This is a genomic window from Vibrio sp. 10N.222.52.B7, from assembly GCF_041474275.1.
GTDB lineage: Bacteria > Pseudomonadota > Gammaproteobacteria > Enterobacterales > Vibrionaceae > Vibrio > Vibrio crassostreae_C.
The window spans coordinates 44,740-63,664 of the sequence record NZ_JBFRTU010000006.1; the positions used below are offsets into that span (position 1 = coordinate 44,740).

16 protein-coding genes and 1 pseudogene are annotated in these 18,925 nt (G+C 43.4%); 4 read left to right on the forward strand and 13 right to left on the reverse strand.

The window, feature by feature from the left end; translation table 11 throughout:
• Positions 1 to 123 precede the first annotated feature (123 nt).
• Positions 124 to 1,749 carry an ABC transporter substrate-binding protein gene (locus tag AB4512_RS02675; protein WP_372174335.1) on the reverse strand — a complete coding sequence of 542 codons (1,626 nt, stop codon included), beginning with the start codon at positions 1,747 to 1,749 and terminating at the stop codon, positions 124 to 126.
• 144 nt (positions 1,750 to 1,893) lie between these two features.
• On the opposite strand from AB4512_RS02675, the gene mpaA reads away from it, so the two are divergent.
• Positions 1,894 to 2,601: a murein tripeptide amidase MpaA gene (gene mpaA / locus AB4512_RS02680; RefSeq protein ID WP_136974150.1), complete on the forward strand. Its 708-nt coding sequence runs from the start codon at positions 1,894 to 1,896 to the stop codon at positions 2,599 to 2,601.
• 408 nt (positions 2,602 to 3,009) lie between these two features.
• On the opposite strand, the gene eat is transcribed toward mpaA, so the two are convergent.
• Genes eat through AB4512_RS02695 form a run of 3 tightly spaced genes read right to left on the reverse strand, consistent with a single transcriptional unit; the run spans position 3,010 to position 6,706 of the window.
• Positions 3,010 to 4,407, reverse strand: a complete 1,398-nt coding sequence (gene eat, locus AB4512_RS02685) for an ethanolamine permease (protein WP_372174337.1) — start codon at positions 4,405 to 4,407, stop codon at positions 3,010 to 3,012.
• Positions 4,408 to 4,431: 24 nt separating this feature from the next.
• Entirely contained in the window at positions 4,432 to 5,301 is an 870-nt protein-coding gene (gene eutC, locus AB4512_RS02690) for an ethanolamine ammonia-lyase subunit EutC (protein ID WP_372174338.1), read from the reverse strand.
• Positions 5,294 to 6,706, reverse strand: a complete 1,413-nt coding sequence (locus tag AB4512_RS02695; RefSeq protein ID WP_017061645.1) for an ethanolamine ammonia-lyase subunit EutB — start codon at positions 6,704 to 6,706, stop codon at positions 5,294 to 5,296. The genes eutC and AB4512_RS02695 overlap by 8 nt, the downstream gene beginning before the upstream one ends.
• A 200-nt stretch (positions 6,707 to 6,906) precedes the next feature.
• On the opposite strand from AB4512_RS02695, the gene AB4512_RS02700 reads away from it, so the two are divergent.
• Complete coding sequence (locus AB4512_RS02700) at positions 6,907 to 7,827, forward strand: helix-turn-helix domain-containing protein (protein ID WP_017067657.1); 921 nt, start codon at positions 6,907 to 6,909, stop codon at positions 7,825 to 7,827.
• A gap of 104 nt (positions 7,828 to 7,931) precedes the next feature.
• Here the strand turns inward: AB4512_RS02700 and folM are convergent, their stop codons facing one another.
• The 4 genes from folM to folK all read right to left on the reverse strand — a co-directional run bounded on the left by folM (position 7,932) and on the right by folK (position 10,268).
• Positions 7,932 to 8,648 carry a dihydromonapterin reductase gene (gene folM, locus AB4512_RS02705; RefSeq protein ID WP_104216029.1) on the reverse strand — a complete coding sequence of 239 codons (717 nt, stop codon included), beginning with the start codon at positions 8,646 to 8,648 and terminating at the stop codon, positions 7,932 to 7,934.
• Positions 8,645 to 9,283, reverse strand: coding sequence for a GTP cyclohydrolase I FolE (gene folE / locus AB4512_RS02710; protein ID WP_048611743.1), 639 nt, complete (start codon positions 9,281 to 9,283; stop codon positions 8,645 to 8,647). Before folE ends, folM begins: the two co-directional genes overlap by 4 nt.
• Positions 9,284 to 9,301: 18 nt before the next feature.
• Positions 9,302 to 9,673, reverse strand: coding sequence for a dihydroneopterin triphosphate 2'-epimerase (folX, locus tag AB4512_RS02715; RefSeq protein WP_017067658.1), 372 nt, complete (start codon positions 9,671 to 9,673; stop codon positions 9,302 to 9,304).
• A gap of 97 nt (positions 9,674 to 9,770) precedes the next feature.
• Positions 9,771 to 10,268 carry a 2-amino-4-hydroxy-6-hydroxymethyldihydropteridine diphosphokinase gene (gene folK / locus AB4512_RS02720; RefSeq protein ID WP_372083339.1) on the reverse strand — a complete coding sequence of 166 codons (498 nt, stop codon included), beginning with the start codon at positions 10,266 to 10,268 and terminating at the stop codon, positions 9,771 to 9,773.
• A 358-nt stretch (positions 10,269 to 10,626) separates the two neighbouring features.
• Between folK and AB4512_RS02725 the strand changes: the two are divergent.
• Positions 10,627 to 10,995, forward strand: a pseudogene (locus tag AB4512_RS02725) (regulator).
• 233 nt (positions 10,996 to 11,228) lie between these two features.
• Here AB4512_RS02725 and AB4512_RS02730 read toward each other — a convergent pair.
• The 5 genes from AB4512_RS02730 to AB4512_RS02750 form a co-directional block, all read right to left on the reverse strand.
• On the reverse strand, positions 11,229 to 11,795 hold the full coding sequence (locus tag AB4512_RS02730; protein ID WP_017071524.1) for a hypothetical protein: 567 nt from the start codon (positions 11,793 to 11,795) through the stop codon (positions 11,229 to 11,231).
• Between the two features lie 330 nt (positions 11,796 to 12,125).
• On the reverse strand, positions 12,126 to 13,061 hold the full coding sequence (locus AB4512_RS02735; protein WP_372174341.1) for a hypothetical protein: 936 nt from the start codon (positions 13,059 to 13,061) through the stop codon (positions 12,126 to 12,128).
• A gap of 20 nt (positions 13,062 to 13,081) precedes the next feature.
• The gene (locus tag AB4512_RS02740) at positions 13,082 to 13,978 is read right to left on the reverse strand and encodes a hypothetical protein (protein ID WP_017071522.1); all 897 of its coding nucleotides are present in this window, start codon (positions 13,976 to 13,978) and stop codon (positions 13,082 to 13,084) included.
• Positions 13,979 to 14,510: 532 nt separating this feature from the next.
• Positions 14,511 to 16,808 carry a formate C-acetyltransferase gene (gene pflB, locus AB4512_RS02745; RefSeq protein WP_372174343.1) on the reverse strand — a complete coding sequence of 766 codons (2,298 nt, stop codon included), beginning with the start codon at positions 16,806 to 16,808 and terminating at the stop codon, positions 14,511 to 14,513.
• Positions 16,809 to 17,040: 232 nt separating this feature from the next.
• Positions 17,041 to 17,385: a multidrug efflux SMR transporter gene (locus AB4512_RS02750; protein ID WP_017061635.1), complete on the reverse strand. Its 345-nt coding sequence runs from the start codon at positions 17,383 to 17,385 to the stop codon at positions 17,041 to 17,043.
• A gap of 320 nt (positions 17,386 to 17,705) precedes the next feature.
• Here AB4512_RS02750 and AB4512_RS02755 point away from each other — a divergent pair, with 320 nt between their 5' ends.
• Positions 17,706 to 18,854 carry an S-(hydroxymethyl)glutathione dehydrogenase/class III alcohol dehydrogenase gene (locus AB4512_RS02755; protein WP_017061634.1) on the forward strand — a complete coding sequence of 383 codons (1,149 nt, stop codon included), beginning with the start codon at positions 17,706 to 17,708 and terminating at the stop codon, positions 18,852 to 18,854.
• The last annotated feature ends 71 nt before the right edge of the window (positions 18,855 to 18,925 follow it).

Consider the following 18,925-nt stretch of genomic DNA (forward strand, 5'->3'; position numbering starts at 1 on the left):
CAGTTTTTTGCGGTTCCAGTTACAGATTAATGACGAAGGGACGTTGATCAGATATTTATGATCACCGTCCCTTTTCTTCTATTTCATGTTTTAGCGGTATATCGCCGTGTGAATCAAACGCAATTACTCTTTGATGTAGAGATCCTTAGAGTAGATACGCCCTTCCACATTGTTTTTCGCAAAACCACCGACACTTGGTCGCACTAGGCGAGCCTGCATGTAGTAGTAAATTGGTGCGATCGGCATATCTTCTGCCAACAACTGTTCTGCTTGATCATAGAAACCTTGGCGATCTTGTTCACTGGTTGCAGCTAAGGCGCTGTCCATTGCTGCGTCGTACTTGTCGTTATTGTAACGAGCAAAGTTACCCGAAGAACCAGAGCGCAATAGGCTCAAGAAGGTTGATGCTTCGTTATAGTCACCACACCAAGAGGCGCGCATTACATCGAAATCACCTTGGCGACGTGACACCAAGTAAGACTTCCACTCTTGGTTTTCAAGCTCAACTTGTGCACCTAAGTTGCCTTTCAGCATTGATGCAATCGCCACTGCTATGGACTTGTTCGATTCACTGGTGTTGTAAAGCAGTTTGAAGTCCAACGGATTAGACGCATCGTAGCCCGCTTCTTTCAGTAGCTCTTTTGCTTTTTGATCACGCTCCTTCTGAGTCCAAGTACTGTATTCAGGTTGTGTCGCATCAAAACCAGCCGTGTACTCATGAGCAAAGGTATAAGCCGGTAAGTTGCCGACCTGAGTAACACCATTGGTGATAACGTCACGCATCATGGAATAAGAGACGGCTTTACGTACCCGCGCATCATCAAAAGGTGGTCTCGTAGTATTGAATGCGTAGTAATAAGTACACAGCAGAGGCACTGTGGTAAACGCATCTTGGTATTTGGTTTTAAGCTGCTGCGCCATGTGTGTCGGCACGTCCGAAGTAATATCGACCTCGCCCACAGCATAACGGTTAATCGAGGCATTCTGGTTCTCAAACGGAATGTAAGTCACTTCGGTTAAATGCGTATCTGAACTGTCCCAATATTTCGGGTTCTTCTTCAGCTCAATGCGCTCGTTCACCACCCACTCGTCTAGCACAAATGCTCCATTACCAACAAATTGCTTAGGATCGCTCCACGGCTTGTCGCTACTCTCTAGGGCTGCTTTGTGCACTGGCATCATGGATGTGTGGCCCGTCATCGCCACAAAGTAAGGCACTTTACTATCGAGTTCGAACTTCACCGTGTGTTTATCGACTGCAGAGATACCTAACTCTTCAACTGGCTTTTTGCCTTCGGCTACGTCAGCGATATTGTTGATTTGAGTAAGCTTTAGGTACCACACATTTGGCGATGCCGTTTTAGGGTCTACCGCGCGTCTTATCGCATACACGAAATCATCGGCCGTCACCGGATCGCCATTCGACCACTGCGCGTCTTTACGTAGGTGGAATACAAACGTCTGGTTGTCTTCGGTTTCCCAAGACTGTGCAACACCTGGGGTGATATTGCCATCGCGATCTTGAATCACTAAACCTTCAAATAGGTCACGTAGAATGTGCATTTCTGGCAGGCCTTCTGCTTTCGCAGGGTCAAGCGTCGCCGCTTCTGCATCGTTAGCACGAACTAAATGTTGTTCTTTCGCCAGAGAAGTTCCCGCAGGCAATGTGTCAGCAACGGCAGTTACTGAGATAAAAGGGGTCAATAGAGATGAAATGAGTAAAGCCGTTGAATGTTTCTTAAAATCCATATGTTTTTGCTCTCCTAGCCTATCTTTGAAGCAAGTAATAAAATTAACAATGCGACTGTTGACGAGTTTTAACGCTTTAGTTTATTTAAGTAAGTTTGTGTAATCGTTAATACTTGATAGTACTTGATCAATCAGGAGATAAAGGTGAGTTCAATTCCAAGAACAGAAAGAGCTGCATTTTCAATAAAGCCGCTGTCATATGGAAAATCAGTGTTGGGTGCGCCTTTGCTCTATTTCCCCGCGCAAATAGAAAGCGAGTCTCGCGGGCTGATCTTAGCAGGCACACACGGTGATGAAACCGCTTCTATTGCAGGATTATCTTGTGCGCTGAGAAGCTTGCCAGCCGCCAACTTGAGACACGATGTGATCCTATCGATGAACCCAGATGGCAATCAATTAGGCACTCGCGCCAACGCCAACCAAGTCGATCTGAACCGCGCCTTCCCAACTCAAAACTGGACAGAAAACGGCACCGTGTATCGCTGGAGCTCCCACACACCAGTCAGAGATGTAAAAGTGAAAACCGGGCAAGCCGAACAACTTGAACCTGAAGTGCAATCGCTCATAAACCTCATCGAACAGCGCCAACCTAAATTCGTCATCTCTTTTCACGAACCACTCGCCATGGTCGATGACCCCGATCGATCAGAACTCACCACTTGGCTAGGTAAGCAATTCAACCTGCCGCTCGTTGAAGACGTCGATTACGAAACCCCAGGCTCATTCGGCACATGGTGTCAGGAAAGAAACCTGCCATGCATTACCGTAGAACTTCCGCCAGTTTCTGCGGATTTAACTATAGAGAAGTATTTGGATGCGTTTGTCGCAGTGTTGGGGTGTGAGGGAAATTAGTCTGGAGTAGGCTACATATACACATGCGAACAGTAATTCATCCTAATTACTAGTGAATCATATATTCCGTCTACTGAATCAATCCCATTCATAATCTATGCCGAATTCTTCCTTTGCATCATTTCAACTTATCTTTAGAGAAAGGCAATCGACATGATTAGCGCGATGAAAACTTCACTATCAATGAACTTCGGGGCTCGTCGCTATGAATCTAACTCGTTATAAAAAATCATGACAAGTGTCTGGACAAAAACGTTCCAAGAAAATGATCCTAAAACGGCACTATTTCTAAATTAATATTTATCGTTAGAGGTGATGGCGATTGGGGTTTACACGCAAGTTACTACAAGTAGTGTAATAAAGGCTCCTGCAAAGCACTAGAGCCTTAAATACCATTAGAAATTGAATCTAATTAGTAGCCTCAAGCTCTTTCTCTGCAACCGACAGCATCTCAAACTCTTCCTCAGCGGTCGATGCGACCAATTTATTACGGCTATATAGGCCATAATAAGCACCACCAATCACAAAGAGTCCCATAGTCATAAAGAATGCAGATGGGTCAAAAGCATAAACACCCGTCATTGCAATAAGCGACAGCACTAGTGAAGTGCCGGAAGTCAGCATGCCACCCGGTGTTTTGTATGGACGGTGAAGCTCTGGTTGCTTGATACGCAACAATATATGGCTAAGCGACATTAATGCATAAGACACGGTCGCCCCCACTACCGCCATCGCCAAGATCAGGTCGCCTTCTCCGGTCAATGACACAGCAAAACCAAACACACCCGGCACCACTAAAGCACGAGCAGGCACTTTGTTTTGGTTTGTAAGCGACAAGCTTTGAGGCAAGTAACCCGCACGAGACAATGCAAACACCAAGCGGCTATAACCGTAGATAATCGAGAAGAATGAAGCAATAAGTCCTGCAAGTCCTAGTATATTAACAGCCGTTGCAACGGTTGGATTACCGGTCAACTTCAAGGCATCGACTAGAGGAACGGCGCTATTCGCAATCGCTTCAGAACCCACAGCGCCCGCAAGCAGCAGAACGACTAAGGTAGCGGTGACCAGTAAGAATAGCATTGCGCCGATAATGCCTTTGGGTACATCCTTGGCCGGGTTTTTCGCCTCTTCAGCAGCCAATGGAACCCCTTCTACCGCAAGAAAAAGCCACATTGCAAACGGTAGTGCCGCCCATACACCATACCAACCAAAAGGAAGTAGTTCTGTGGCTTGTGCGGTTGCCGGAGCGATATCAAACAGATTATTAACATCAAACTCACTAACCAATACGCCTGCTGTCATAAGAATTGCTAGTACGGCTAACCCACTGATGACCATCATGACTTTCAGAGCTTCTCCTACCCCTGCCATATGAATACCGATAAAGATGGCATAAAAGATCGCGTAAACAAGAGGACCATCGATACCCATTAGTTCATTCACCGCTGAGCCAATAAAAATGACAATCGCGGCAGGTGCAAGGGCATACTCAATTAAGACGGATAAGCCGGTAAAAAATCCCCCCGTTGGTCCCATGGCTTGTCGAGCAAAACTATAGCCACCTCCTGCAGCGGGAATAGCCGCAGACATCTCCGCCAAAGAAAGGACAAGGGTAAAGTACATCACCGCCATAGCAATTGCAGCAATAAGAAAGCCTCCCCAACCAGCTTGACCGATACCAAAGTTCCAGCCTGCAAAGTCACCAGAGATCACGTATGAAACGCCTAACCCTGCTAGCAAAATCCACCCAGCAGTGCCCCTTTTAAGTTGTCTTTGCGCCAAATATTCCTGATGTTCTGACATTGTAAATCCCTCTATTTTTGTCTTTTATCCAATTAAAAAATTGCCTGTGTGCTTGTCTTCTAACTGCTCACCACCTTCTTCCTCGATACTCGAACGGTCTTTAAGGTTGACCCCAGAAAGCTCTAGCCGACGAGCTTCCTTCAATAGGTATACCGCTCGCTTACACGCATCTTCATAAGCCAACCCCTGTGGGCGAATATTAGAAATGCAGTTCCTATCAGAGTCTTTTGCTCCTCTTCTTGCCTGCCAAGTCAGGTACATACCCATGCTATCTGGAGAGGTCAGTCCCGGGCGTTCACCAATCAAAACCACCACCATCTTGGCTTGTAAGCACTCGCAAACATCATCTCCTATTGCCACTCGGCCCTGCCTCACAACAGTAATAGGAGCAACATGCCACGGCACTTCGTCTTCCCCTAATAAAGAAAGCAGATGCTCAATGACTGGATTTGCATGATTTTGAATGGCAATTGAAGACAAGCCATCAGCCACTACTATCGCGAGATCAAACGGGGGAGAATCTGAATGAAGAACGGCTTGCAACTGATTCCAACAGACGTCATCAAGCTCACGACCAAGATCCGGCCTTTGCAAATACATGAATCTGTCTGTCGCTTTGCTGTGCGCCTTAATTGGTGCCTGAGAAGTGTGTTGAATGACCGAGTTTGATTGAGCGATGAGCTCAACCAATGAATCCACATCTAAAGCACAATGAACGGCATCCATCGCCTGTGCATGGTCGAGTTGAAATGAAAGCAACTCTTTAGTTGGAACGCTATTTCCACTTCGACCCAGTGCAATACGTGCCGATGTAAAACCTTTAAGCTCGTGCCAAGGGTTTTGAGTTACCAACTTAGAAGCAGAATGTTTTGCCATAGAGACCACCTTACCCATGTGCGGGGCCTCCATTAAGTTGTGCTAGAGCGCCAGCAAATGATCCGGAGAGTCGTTCATTTAGGCGCACATCTTTTACATCATCAAAAATCTGCATCTGAGTTAGCCACTCCTCAAACTCCGGCGCAGGTTTTAAACCCAACACCTTGCGTGCATAAAGTGCATCATGAAACGAGGTTGTTTGATAATTGAGCATGATGTCATCGGAACCCGGAATCCCCATAATGAACGAGCACTCAGCGACACCGAGCAATGTCAGTAAGTTATCCATATCATTTTGATCGGCATAGGCATGGTTGGTATAGCAGATATCACACCCCATCGGCAGGCCAAGCAATTTGCCACAAAAATGGTCCTCAAGCCCTGCTCGAATAATCTGTTTTCCATCAAAGAGATATTCAGGGCCGATAAAGCCGACCACGGTATTAACCAACAATGGATTAAAATGACGCGCTACGGCATAAGCCCGTGTCTCACAAGTTTGTTGGTCCACACCATGAAAAGCATTGGCAGAGAGAGATGTTCCTTGCCCTGTCTCAAAGTACATGACGTTACTTCCAACGGTGCCTCGGTTCAGCGAAAGCGCCGCTTCGTTTGCTTCTTTAAGGATCGAAAGGTTAATACCAAAGGTGTCGTTCGTACCTTGAGTGCCACCAATAGATTGAAAGACGAGATCCACCGGAGCGCCCATCTCAATCGCTTCAATCGTGTTTGTAACATGGGTTAATACGCAAGATTGGGTCGGGATCTGGTAGTGTTGAATGACCTCTTCCATCAGATTCATCAACTTAATTGCCTGTGGTACATTATCTGTTGCGGGATTAATGCCGATCACAGCATCACCATTGCCATACATCAAACCATCAAAAATACTGGCGGCAATGCCATTGAGAGAATCGGTTGGATGATTGGGCTGTAAACGGGTGGATAAACGACTAGGCAAGCCAATGGTGTTACGAAACGCAGTCACTACCCGACATTTTTTGGCGACTTGGATCAAATCCTGATTACGCATGATCTTACTCACTGCAGCCACCATTTCTGGAGTTAAACCAGGACGCAGCTTTGCAAGCGTGAGACTATCGGCTTCATCACTTAGCAGCCAGTTCCGAAAGTCTCCCACTGTAAGGTGATCAATCGCTTTAAACGCCTCTCTATCATGGCTATCAATGATTAAACGAGTAACTTCATCACTTTCATAAGGGATCACCGCTTCATTTAAAAACGTCTTTAGGGGCAAGTCTGCCAGTGTCATCTGAGCTACAACACGCTCTGCAGCAGAAGTCGCAGATACACCAGCCAAAACATCCCCTGAACGCTCTGGCGTAGCCTTTGCCATCAGATCTGCTAACGACTCAAAGTTAAAAACCAGGTGCCCTTGTTGTCGGCGATAAGCTGCTGTCATAAATTCCCTCTTCATAAACTGGTTCAGTTCTTGCTCAATAACCTTTTGTATATATGAGTAATTAAGCGATTTTTGAACCGAATGAATATCAAGAATCGGCAAACATAAAAAAGCATTAATAAACATAAACTTAAAGACACACTGTACTAATATGGGTCACATGGGTAGGTCATGGAATGATGAGAAAGGATGAAGAATTGATGCGTTATGCACCTAATTTGTGCACATTCAACACATTTGATGCAAATCAGCAGGCAGCCAGCCTCTTTAACTGGCAGCAAGAATATGACCAACTGAGTCAAGGAAGTTTTCTAGGTCAGATCCGTGAACGAAAATTTTCTCACGTGCACCTATTTCGAGAAGACAGCAACCGAAAACTCAAGCAGCAATGTCGTATTAATGAAGGGATTTGGTTAGGGATCAGTGCTAACGATAGACCTTTACACATCAATTACGCACAAGGTAATCCTGATAGTATTTTGATCCGTGAGGCTGGGGCGGATTTTGAGCTACTTACGCCAGAAACCTTTTCTATTTATGGGTTAGTCATAAGTCCTTCACTGGTTGAAATGATTCAGCAACAGCTAGAGATTGAATCATTAAACAGCAAGAGCCACTTTCTTGGTTGCTCTCAACACTACACCCAACAAATAAAAGCTTACTTGAGCTTACTACTCTCCCCGAGTCAATCTCGCTGGTCTTTTCAAACTCATCAATCCATTGTTCAAGATATGTTGGTCGAATTGTTCGCTCAATCGTCTAATCAAAATATGCAAAAAACCAATGCCTCACAGCGTGAGAACACAATGCGTCGAATTAGGCAGTACCTAGATAACTCGCAGTACCGTAAACCCGTCACCGTGTCTGAACTGTGCGATGCGGTTTATGTCAGTCGCCGTACGCTGCAATACACCTTTGAGTCCTGTTGTGACATATCACCAAAACAATTTATACAAAATGTACGTCTCAACCAGGTACGGCGCATTCTGCAAAATCCGAGCGAACAACGGTGCATCAATGAAATCGCCTTTGACTTTGGTTTTTTTCATCTGGGATATTTTTGCCAAAGCTACAAGCAGTTGTTTGGTGAGTCGCCCATGCAAACACGTTCTAATGTCTAAAACCCAAAAAGTGTCGAGGGACAACTTAAAAAAATGTAGTTAGACGATATGAAAGACGAATAGATTAGTTGACTATCCTGCCTCAAGATCACAACGCATGAACTTCACTTCAAGTGCCTGCCGCCATCAAGGTGCAAAGTCCTTCCTGTCATATAGTGACTAGCCAAAACAAACTTAATGCCATCTATCACTTCTTCAAAGCCTGCCTCTGCGGGAATCAGTGCTTTTTTCAGAGCTTTGGTTTTGTACGCCTCGTCATCATGTTCATTGAATTTTATCATGGCAGGAGAGACAGTATTGACTTTCACCTTGGGAGCCAGCATCGCTGAGAACGACAGCGTCAAGTTGTTGAGTGCGGCTTTACTGGCCGCGTAAGCGATGTGTTTTTTACTGCCTTTTTCCGCAACGTAATCACTGATGTGGATGATGTCCGACGTTTTATCGCCAGACATTAGTTGGTCTTTGAGCATTAAATTAACCAGATAAGGCACGGTGGCGTGAATCGTCATCATCTGGTGCATGATTTGTGATGCATTTTCACTGGGGTTTGTCTTGTTCTCAGGCTTCCAGTCGGAAGCGTTATGTATGATGGCACGAAGTGTCTTATATTCTTGACCAACGTAATGAAGAAAGCCCTCTAGGCTGCTTTGTTGATAAAAGTCTACCTGTTGTAAGTCGGCTCCACTGTCGCGCAGTAATTGCAAATGAGGATAGTCACTTCGGTAAGTGCCAACCACATTGTATCCGTCAGATATAAGTTGCTGCGCCAGAGCGAATCCTAAACGCTTCCCCACTCCAGTTATTAGAATCGTTCCACTCATCGTAAAAACTCAGCTCTAGTTTGAGGGTTAGTTTTGAAACTGCCACCAAGCGCGGTTGTGGTGGTTTCAGAGTTAGCGTCCATAACGCCTCTCGATTTAACGCAGTAGTGAGTTGCTTTAATCGTCACAGCCACATTTTCTGTTTCAACCAGAGCCTGTATAGCGACCAGGATTTGCTGTGTAAGGCGTTCTTGAACCTGCGGACGCTGAGCAAAGAATCGAACAATACGGTTTATTTTAGATAGCCCAAGAATCTTGGATTCTGGGATATAAGCCACTTGTGCTAAACCATCGATGGTGATGAAGTGATGTTCGCACGTCGAAGTTAAATCTATATCCGATACCTTAACCATTTCATCAACTGACATTTTGTTGTCGATAACACTAATTTTGGGGAAGTTATTGTAGTCGAGCCCTGAAAATATCTCGTGAACGTACATCTTTGCAATGCGATGAGGTGTTTCAGCGAGACTGTCATCGGTTAAATCCAGCCCGAGCGTACTGACAACTTCCGTCAAAAGCCCTTTGATGCGGTTGTACTTCTGGTCGGGGTTCATTTCGCTCGATGTCATCGGGGTTTCAAGCCCCTTTTCGAGCAAAGCTTCTCTTACTTTTTCAGCTTCTGTGGTTAGCATTGAGTCGCTCCTTATGAGTTAATCTTCAAGTTCTGCTTCATAGCTCAGGGTGAGCGAGACGGAATCGGCGAAACGTAGAGCATGAGGCTTGTCAATTCTCACCTGAGCGTATCGAACCCATGAATGGTCGATACAAATACCGAGTACGTCGCTGGTTAACTTTTCTAAAAGCAGAAACCGTCCAGATTCAACATGTTCAATAATTTTTTTGCAGATATTTTTGTAGTTAAGTGCGTTCTCCACATCATCAGAGAGGCAAAGGTTGTTCGCGGGATAATGGATCTCCGCATTTATGACGATGTCTTGCTGCTTGGTTTTTTCTTCTTCGTTGAAGCCGATGAAGGTTCTTAATCTGAGATTTGTGATGGTGATAATCGCATTGTGATTCATAACAGTTTCCGATCCTTAGAAGGTAGAGTGAGTTACGTGCCTGTTAGAGGAAAAGATCAATAAAGCTCAAGCGTTCTGTTTAAAGCAGTTACAGGGACTAAGTGAAGCTGACCTCGAACGGTATAAGTTCGGTTTTCTGACTCAGCTGATCGAAGTTGTTCCAGAGATGCTGAAAAGAGATATCTAGAGTGGGATGAAGTTCTTGCGCGGCAACATCAACTAACGGTCGAAGCACAAAAGCGTACTCGGTGATTTCACCTCGAGGCAGCTCTACTCCATCAATAATGCCTACTTCGTTACCGTAAAGAAGGATATCGATATCCATCGTGCGCGAGGCATATTCTTTAGTTTCTCGCTTGCGGTCATTTTCTAATTCGATTTGATGCAGAACCTTAGCCAGTTCAGCGATAGAAAGGTCACATTCAAACCCTGCGACTAGGTTTAGGAAGTTGTCCCCTTCAAAACCAACAGGCTCACAATCGTAGAAATTAGAAATGTTCAGAGGTGCAAAGTGACTATTCAACGCTTTGAGAGATTCTGTGATGTGATGTTCGCGGTTAATGTTGCTTCCGATGCTGACATAGACGGTGGCCATAATTTTTTCTCCCTTTTAATCGGCCTCTTACGTTGTAAGTCGCTAGGAAGATCAGCTATGGATCCGTTTGATGTAGGGAGGGTAAAAGAAAATCTCCCGACAACTCATATAGAGTTCGGTTCTGAGTCGGAAAGGAGGACTTTTGAACTAGAAAATGCCACGGGCGAAAATTCAGCTTATGAAGGTTCTGGACATAAATGAGTTTCAAGAATTCTAACATTAGCGATTCATGAATAACTTTTTATAAGGCAAATTTTACAATTAATACGCCTTCGTACAGTGCGCACTTTGTCTGTTTGTGTTCAATGGTGCATATCTCGTCAGCTCACTGCAACCTATTGTATTTAGAGGTTTATCTGTGAAGTATCGCGAAATGAGTAAGAATTACATTTTTCGAGAATTAGAGTGTCAAATGACCAAGGAAGAGGTCGCTGAACTGTGTTTTAAATCTGTGAGAACAGTTACAGGTTGGGACGAGGGAAAACCAATACCACCAGAGTGCAAAAGACTCATGAGAATGGCCAAAGGTCGGGAACTAAGCATTAGTGAAGACTGGGAACAGTTCAAAATGTTATACGACCGAATGGAATTGCCGACTGGTTAAGTGTTGAGGCCACAGCAAATATTGGCATGGATAGCATTATTAGGAATTAAATCAGAGTTAGAAGTTAAGACTTCAACGCACTTACTTGGACTTGCCAGAGCAATAGCTAATATCAAGAAATAGGTTTAAAAAAGTATGGTTTTTCTGGGGCGAGTTCTTAGTTGAGTGAGCATAATTAACGTGATGTGATTTTTATTGGTAGAGTAGCTGCGCCTGGAACATTGAAATTCCTTGTTTAAGTAGCCAGTCCTCCTTTTTGGTCATATCAAGGAGAAAGAAGCCGGACTCATTGGGGTCCGGCATTTTTATAAACATCGAGCGAAACTATGCCTTAAATGTCAGTTTGAATAGACAGCTTAGTTTACACTTGTGAGTGTTGCGTATAGTTCAACTAAATATGAACTGGCGAATATTCCTACCAAAATAGCTAGTAGCCATTTTGTTGATTGGAACACAATCTCACCTTTTTTCACTCGACTCCACTCGTTTTTTAGAGTCTTATGGCTTAATGAATAAAGTGCGTCAGTTACTTCAGCAAAATGAGCGCTATCAGCCATTTTTTTACGACACATAATCAAATTTTCAACGGCTTCAAGAGAATTGATTAGCTCAAGATCTTTCTCAGGGTTAAGCATCAACTTCAATTTGTAAATAAGTCGATGAGCTTCATTGTAAAGTTCATGTGCACTTTCGATGAATTTTACACCATCAATCTTCTTAGTTTCTTGATCTTCTGTTGCAAGCATGAATTTGGCTGCAATATTACTTAAGCAACCCATTAAGTCTCCAAGATCTGAACGAAAATCATTAATCCATGATTGTCTAAATTCTGATATTTTGTGATCCTTTGCGATGATTAGACCAACAAAAGAAACTAGCGCGGCGATAATCGTCACGACAATTTTTACATCTAAATCTTCCATTTATACCTTTATTAAATTTGATTCTCATATGAGATCTGTGAAACCAAAAGATGATGGGTGGCAACTAACGCTGCCAAACCAACGAGCGTATTGTGGCACAAGCTCTCGAATGATATAAGTCTTAAATACTATTTGGTGAGAGTTTTTTAGAGGGTTAAGTTATTGTTAACATTGAGTAACATAGTCTGGTTTCTATTTATGAAATAGCTTTAACTAGAAAATTGAACTCCCTAGTGGTTGGAGTGACTAATCCTCTTTTTGGGCAATATCAAGGAGAAAAAGCCGGACTCATTGAGTTCGGCTTCTTTTTATAACTGCGCTATCTAATAATCATGTTTTTGAACGTAATATACTTTCTTCTTGCTCTGATAATTTGACATATTTGATGTTGAGATCTATAAAATATTCAATGTCATGGGGGCGTGGTAGTCCGCCAAGCTCCTGGCAAATTTCTGGATCGAGAATTTTATCTGATTCATTTACAAGATTTTGGGTGTAGTAATCGAGAAATCTAATAAGCTGATCGCAAAGACAATATACGGTCTCTGTCAAAACTATATAATCAGTAAAATCAACGTAATTAATTTCGTCTTTTAATGCACTAATATTCATGCCTATCCCATTCTTAGACCACTGAAAATGGGGCTTGATAGCTCGGTCATAAAGGTCATTTCTCGCTTTTATAGCACTGAGAAAACCATAAAAATTGAACTGTAGTTCCGAATAGTTCCCAACGTTAAAGTAATCATAATTAGAAGGGCAGGTACCGTCGTTGGAAAAGTCGGTGTTCATTAATTTAGAAATAAATTGAATCTTACAAAAATCAATCTTATTAAAACTGTTATCAACGAATATCTTTGAATTGACAAAAACCCTATTGTGAGTGGTCATACTAGTCGCCAGCTCTACTTCTTGACGAATCCTTTGAGTGAACCTTTTCCACTCTTGTATGACTGTAAGAAACTCAAGATATGCGTAATATTGCTCTTTCTTCAAACTTTTAACTGCGATTTTGTCCATATTATCGAACGCCAAAAGAGCTGTGACACAAGCAACAAATACGCCTCCCCAGATCACCATCCAACCACGAGCAAAAATTGGATCATAACCTCCAGATATAATGTAGCCTGCAATCAGGAAGACTAACCAGATTAGGAAACAAAGAGCTGCATTATTGACAATGAAATTTTTTGACATATGTATTAGGTATTTATCAGTAATTTTAATTTTACAACAGTCTGTAGAAGAGCAAGAATTTGAATGCATAGGCTACACATTGAGCCATTTTACAGACCACTAAGTCGTTTCATTACCTGCACTGACTCTTCGAAGTTATTGTTGTAAAAATAGGCGTTCTTTTTATTATTATTGTTTTTCCACTGTTCAAACTCCGGTTTGTCACCGTCAAAGCCAAAGTACGTAACCTTACCTTTAGTCGAGCCAAGTAACCCCCAAATATGTTCATCGACCTCATGCACACGTACACCAACAACAAAGATTTGGGACGACTTAGTTACTTGTTCTTTCCACAAATCATACTGCCTCTCAACATAATCAGGGCTGATCTTAACTTTTTTACCAACAGCAAACATTGCAATTGCAGGGGCTACGCTATCTTCAAGTTCGCATTTAGCGAGAGTTTCCAATCTATTGAGAGGTTTTACTGGGGCTTGAATATCAGCACGAACTGAACCAGAAAATTGACAGTTTTTGAGCATTCCTGTGGGTAGGTTAGGCCAAAAGTTGCTAGAACCATGAAACTTCAGAAGTCTCACTCCACCCTGAACATTATCTACATCATAGTTAGTAAAGAGCCCTAAATTACCAGCTGACTGTTCAAATAAGAGATCATAGTTCAGACTACTATAAATCACTCGGTTGCAACCTAGTGACTTAATCAGCTCAATATAAACGCTCGACTCTGTTGGTTTGAAATTAGCCAAGTATTCAGCTAACTCACGTTGAAACGACATAATATTTCCATTTGTGTGCTCATAATACTCAGCCATTCCTGTTTCAAAGTTGGACTCGAAACTCTGCTTTATATGTTCGGGTATTGCTGCTGCAACGCCATTTTTTTTCACTAGCTCTGGGAACAAACCATTACCCAAAGGCGGCTCATACGGCTCAACTCCTAAACTACCAAAGCTAGCACCTGCACCTAACAAAACAACAATTGCCATATTTGTTCCTTAACTATGCGTTTGAAAATTAATACGAATTTTATCTTATTATCATTGTTTCATAACTTTTGGTAAATGATTCAATTAAGTAAACCTGACCGTTACCCCCATTTAATGCTTTAGATAACGCTAGTTGTATATAGCAATGACATTTACGAGTGCTTATAGTTGGTCGAATTTACCCCCGTGATACAACACGGGGGTTCACGACGAACAGCATTAGAAGAATGGATAACTTCTAGTAGGGCAAAACCCCATGAACAGGATGTGAATGAGGAAAAGATCTATACAACAATGGGGCAAAGATAAGTTAGAGCTCCTAGTGATCTCTGACATAAAAAACAAGCGAATCCCCCCAAAAAAAGCATCAAAGTAATTCCAATCACCGTGTAAATATCGGTTTTGCCCATATACCAGCCAAGACAACGCGACGTCCAACAACATGATTACCGCCATACTCGACGCACAAAAAAGCGCGAGAGACGGATGTCATTCTCGCGCTTTTTAGGACCGTATAACTTGAAGTTTACGGTTAGATCTTAGCAGTAAACGTACGGCTAATTACATCTTGTTGCTGCTCACGTGTTAGCGAGTTGAATCGTACTGCGTAACCCGAGACTCGGATGGTTAACTGTGGGTATTTTTCTGGATGTTCGACGGCATCCAACAACATGTCACGGTTAAGCACGTTCACGTTAAGATGTTGCCCACCCTCAATACGAATCGATCCTGCACTTTCCTCGTGGTGGAAGTAACCATCCATTAGTGCTGCTAGGTTCACTTTTTGGCTTAGGTCATCTTTACCTAGTGCATTTGGTACGATTGAGAAGGTGTAAGAGATACCATCTTTAGCGAACTCGAATGGCAGTTTGGCAACTGAAGAAAGTGAAGCCACCGCCCCTTTCTCATCACGACCGTGCATTGGGTTTGCGCCCGGGCCAAATGGCATACCAGCGCGGCGACCATCAGGCGTGTTACCGGTTTTTTTACCATATACAACGTTTGAAGTAATCGTAAGGATAGATTGAGTTGGAACCGCTTCACGGTAGGTGTTCCTTTTCTGAATTTTCTTCATAAAACGTTCAACCAAATCACAAGCAATATCATCGACACGTGAATCGTTGTTGCCGAATTTTGGATATTCGCCTTCAATATCAAAGTCGACAGCGATGCCATCTTCGTTACGTACTGGTGTTACCTTCGCGTATTTGATAGCCGCTAACGAGTCAGCAACAACCGACAGCCCTGCAATACCACAAGCCATTGTGCGATGAACATCGCGATCCATCAATGCCATTAACGATGCTTCATAGCTGTAACGGTCATGCGAGTAATGGATCACGTTCAACGCAGTGACGTATTGCGTTGCAAGCCAATCCATCATGTCATCAAAGCGAGGCATTAAGTGGTCAAAATCGAGAACTTCATCTTCGATACGAGCAACTTGAGGACCAACCTGCATGTTAGATTTTTCATCAACACCACCGTTAATGGTGTAAAGCAACGCTTTAGCAAGGTTTGCACGAGCACCAAAGAACTGCATATGTTGGCCAACCACCTGTGGGCTCACACAACACGCAATCGCGTAATCGTCATTATCAAAATCCGCACGCATTAGATCATCGTTCTCATACTGAAGTGATGAGGTTTCGATAGACACTTTAGCCGCGTATTGTTTAAACGCGATAGGCAGTTGTTCAGACCATAGAACCGTCATGTTCGGCTCTGGTGCTGGGCCCATCGTGTGCAATGTGTGCAAGTAGCGGAAAGTCGTTTTGCTAACAAGAGTACGACCATCAACGCCCATACCAGCCATTGCTTCTGTTGCCCAAATTGGGTCGCCAGAGAACAATGAATCATATTCAGGAGTGCGAAGGAAACGAACCATACGAAGCTTCATGATGAAATGGTCAATCAACTCTTGCGCTTGTTTTTCATCAATCAGACCAAGTTTAAGGTCACGTTCGATGTAAACATCTAGGAAGGTTGATGTGCGGCCTAGCGACATCGCAGCACCATTTTGAGACTTAACCGCAGCTAAGTAACCAAAATAGGTAAATTGGATTGCTTCTTGCGCAGTACGAGCAGGAGAAGACATATCAATGCCGTACTTCAAACCCATTTCTCGCATTTCATCAAGGGCACGAATTTGATCAGTAAGCTCTTCACGTAGACGCAATGTCTTATCTAAATCACCACCCGTTTCAAGCATCTTCTGAGTCGATTTGAATTGCTCATTTTTGTCTAATTTTAGGAAGTCGATACCGTACAAAGCAAGACGACGGTAGTCGCCGATAATGCGTCCACGACCATAAGCATCCGGCAGACCAGTAATAATACCAGAACGGCGACATGCTTTAATTTCGTCGGTATAAAGATCGAACGCTACTTGGTTATGCGTTTTGCGGTACTCAGTGAAGATCTTTTCGATTTGTGGCTCTAATTCACGACCGTACACTTCGCACGACGTTTTCACCATTCGAATACCACCATTGGCGATGATGCCGCGTTTCAGTGGTTTATTGGTTTGTAGACCCACGATTTTTTCGAGGTTTTTTACAATGTAACCGGCATCGTGCGAGGTGATAGTGGAAACGATATCCGTATCAAAATCGACAGGGGCATGAGTGCGGCTTTCTTCTTTAATACCTTCTAGCACCGACTCCCATAGCTGTGTCGTCGACTCCGACACGTCCGCAAGAAAAGACTCATCGCCTTCATAAGGGGTGTAGTTTCGCTGAATAAAATCACGTGCATTAACGGATGTTTGCCAGTCGCCAGCTTGAAATCCCGTCCAAGCTTCCATCATATCGGTTGTCGGAATAGTCATAATGACCCCCTAAGTTATTGATAAACAGATAATATCTATGATTATTTATAATCATTGGTTTCTGCTGGCTATACTAAACCGACCAATCTATGAGTAAAGTGAGCTGTTTTCATAAAATACATGCACAAAATGCATTTATTGGAATTACTATATTATATTCAATACCTTAAGTTGAAGGCTAACTACTCTAGATTCCAATTAGTTTGTTCCTTCAGAAGTAGGAAATAGACTCTTAGTGACTCACCGACGTTGAAAACAGGTTAATGACCACCACACCAGACAGAATCAAAGCGATGCCAATGATCGCGTAGATGTCTAGCTTTTGCCCGTAGACCAACCAAGACAACGCCGCGACCAACACTATCCCTGCGCCACACCAAATCGCATACGCCACACCCAAAGACATGGTTTGAACCGTGAGAGACAACAGATAAAAAGCAAAGCCATAACCGACGAGTACTGCGGCGGTCGCAGGAAGGGAAGTAAATTGCTGCGTTTTAGGCAATAAAGAAGTCGCGACAACTTCAAGCACGATGGCAAGTGACAGCATCACTGGAGGCGGAAGAGATAAAAGCATGTATGAGTCCACAACATTAAATACGGCGCTCAGAATATTGTAGTTTTATTTCCAATTCATGTGATTTTCAGTAAGCAATTATTATGACGTACCTTAAAAATTCTTAAGTGTGACTTTCGGTTAACACGAGGAACCTAAATGCTCTATTATTACAAATACGTAATAATCATTTTCTATTTAAGGGGATTATCAAAACATGCACTCACACCTATACTAGCTCCAACAAAACGAGAGAGCGGAAACAATTAAGCTCAACTACGCTTAACGGGTTGAATTTAATTGCACAATTATCCGCTGTACTGACATATAGGAAACATCCAATGACAATCGAAATTAAACCTGGTCAAACGCATATCAAATCAAAAGCAATGGTTGCATGGGCAGCTGGCGAGCCACTAAAAATGGAAGAAGTTGATGTACAACTTCCTAAAGCTGGTGAGGTTCTAGTTCGCATCGTTGCTACTGGTGTTTGTCACACTGACGCATTCACATTATCAGGTGACGATCCAGAAGGTATCTTCCCTTCAATTCTTGGTCACGAAGGTGGCGGTATCGTTGAGATGATCGGCGAAGGCGTTACAAGTGTTGAGATTGGCGACCACGTTATCCCACTTTACACAGCTGAATGTGGCGAATGTAAGTTCTGTAAATCTGGTAAAACTAACCTATGCCAAGCCGTTCGTGAAACGCAAGGTAAAGGCCTAATGCCAGACGGTACAAGCCGCTTCTCTATCAATGGCGAAACAATTTTCCATTACATGGGTTGCTCTACTTTCTCTGAGTACACTGTACTTCCAGAAATCTCTCTAGCGAAAGTAAGCAAAGAAGCACCACTTGAAGAAGTTTGTCTTCTAGGTTGTGGTGTAACAACAGGTATGGGCGCGGTACTTAACACAGCTAAAGTTGAAAAAGGCGACAACGTTGCTGTATTCGGCCTTGGCGGTATCGGTCTTTCTGCAATCATTGGTGCTCGCATGGCTGGTGCTAACCGCATCATCGGTGTTGACATCAACGAGAGCAAATTCGAGCTAGCGAAACAACTTGGCGCGACTGACTGCATCAACCCAATGAACTACGACAAGCCAATCCAAGACGTTATCGTAGAGATGACAGACGGTGGTGTTGAGTACTCTTTCGAGTGTATCGGTAACGTAAACGTGATGCGTCAAGCACTTGAGTGCTGCCACAAAGGTTGGGGCGAATCTGTAATCATTGGTGTTGCAGGCGCAGGTCAAGAGATCTCAACTCGTCCATTCCAACTAGTGACTGGTCGCGTATGGCGTGGTTCTGCTTTCGGTGGTGTTAAAGGCCGCTCTGAGCTTCCAGAAATCGTTAACCGCTACATGGCAGGTGAGTTTGGTCTTCAAGAGTTCATTACTCACACTATGGGTCTGCAAGACGTTAACGAAGCATTCGACCTAATGCACAAAGGTGAATCTATCCGTACTGTTCTACACATGGATAAGTAACACATCTTGGCCTCGATTCTTTCGAGCATCGAGGCCACAGCTACAAATGAATAGCAACAAACTGTCTTCAC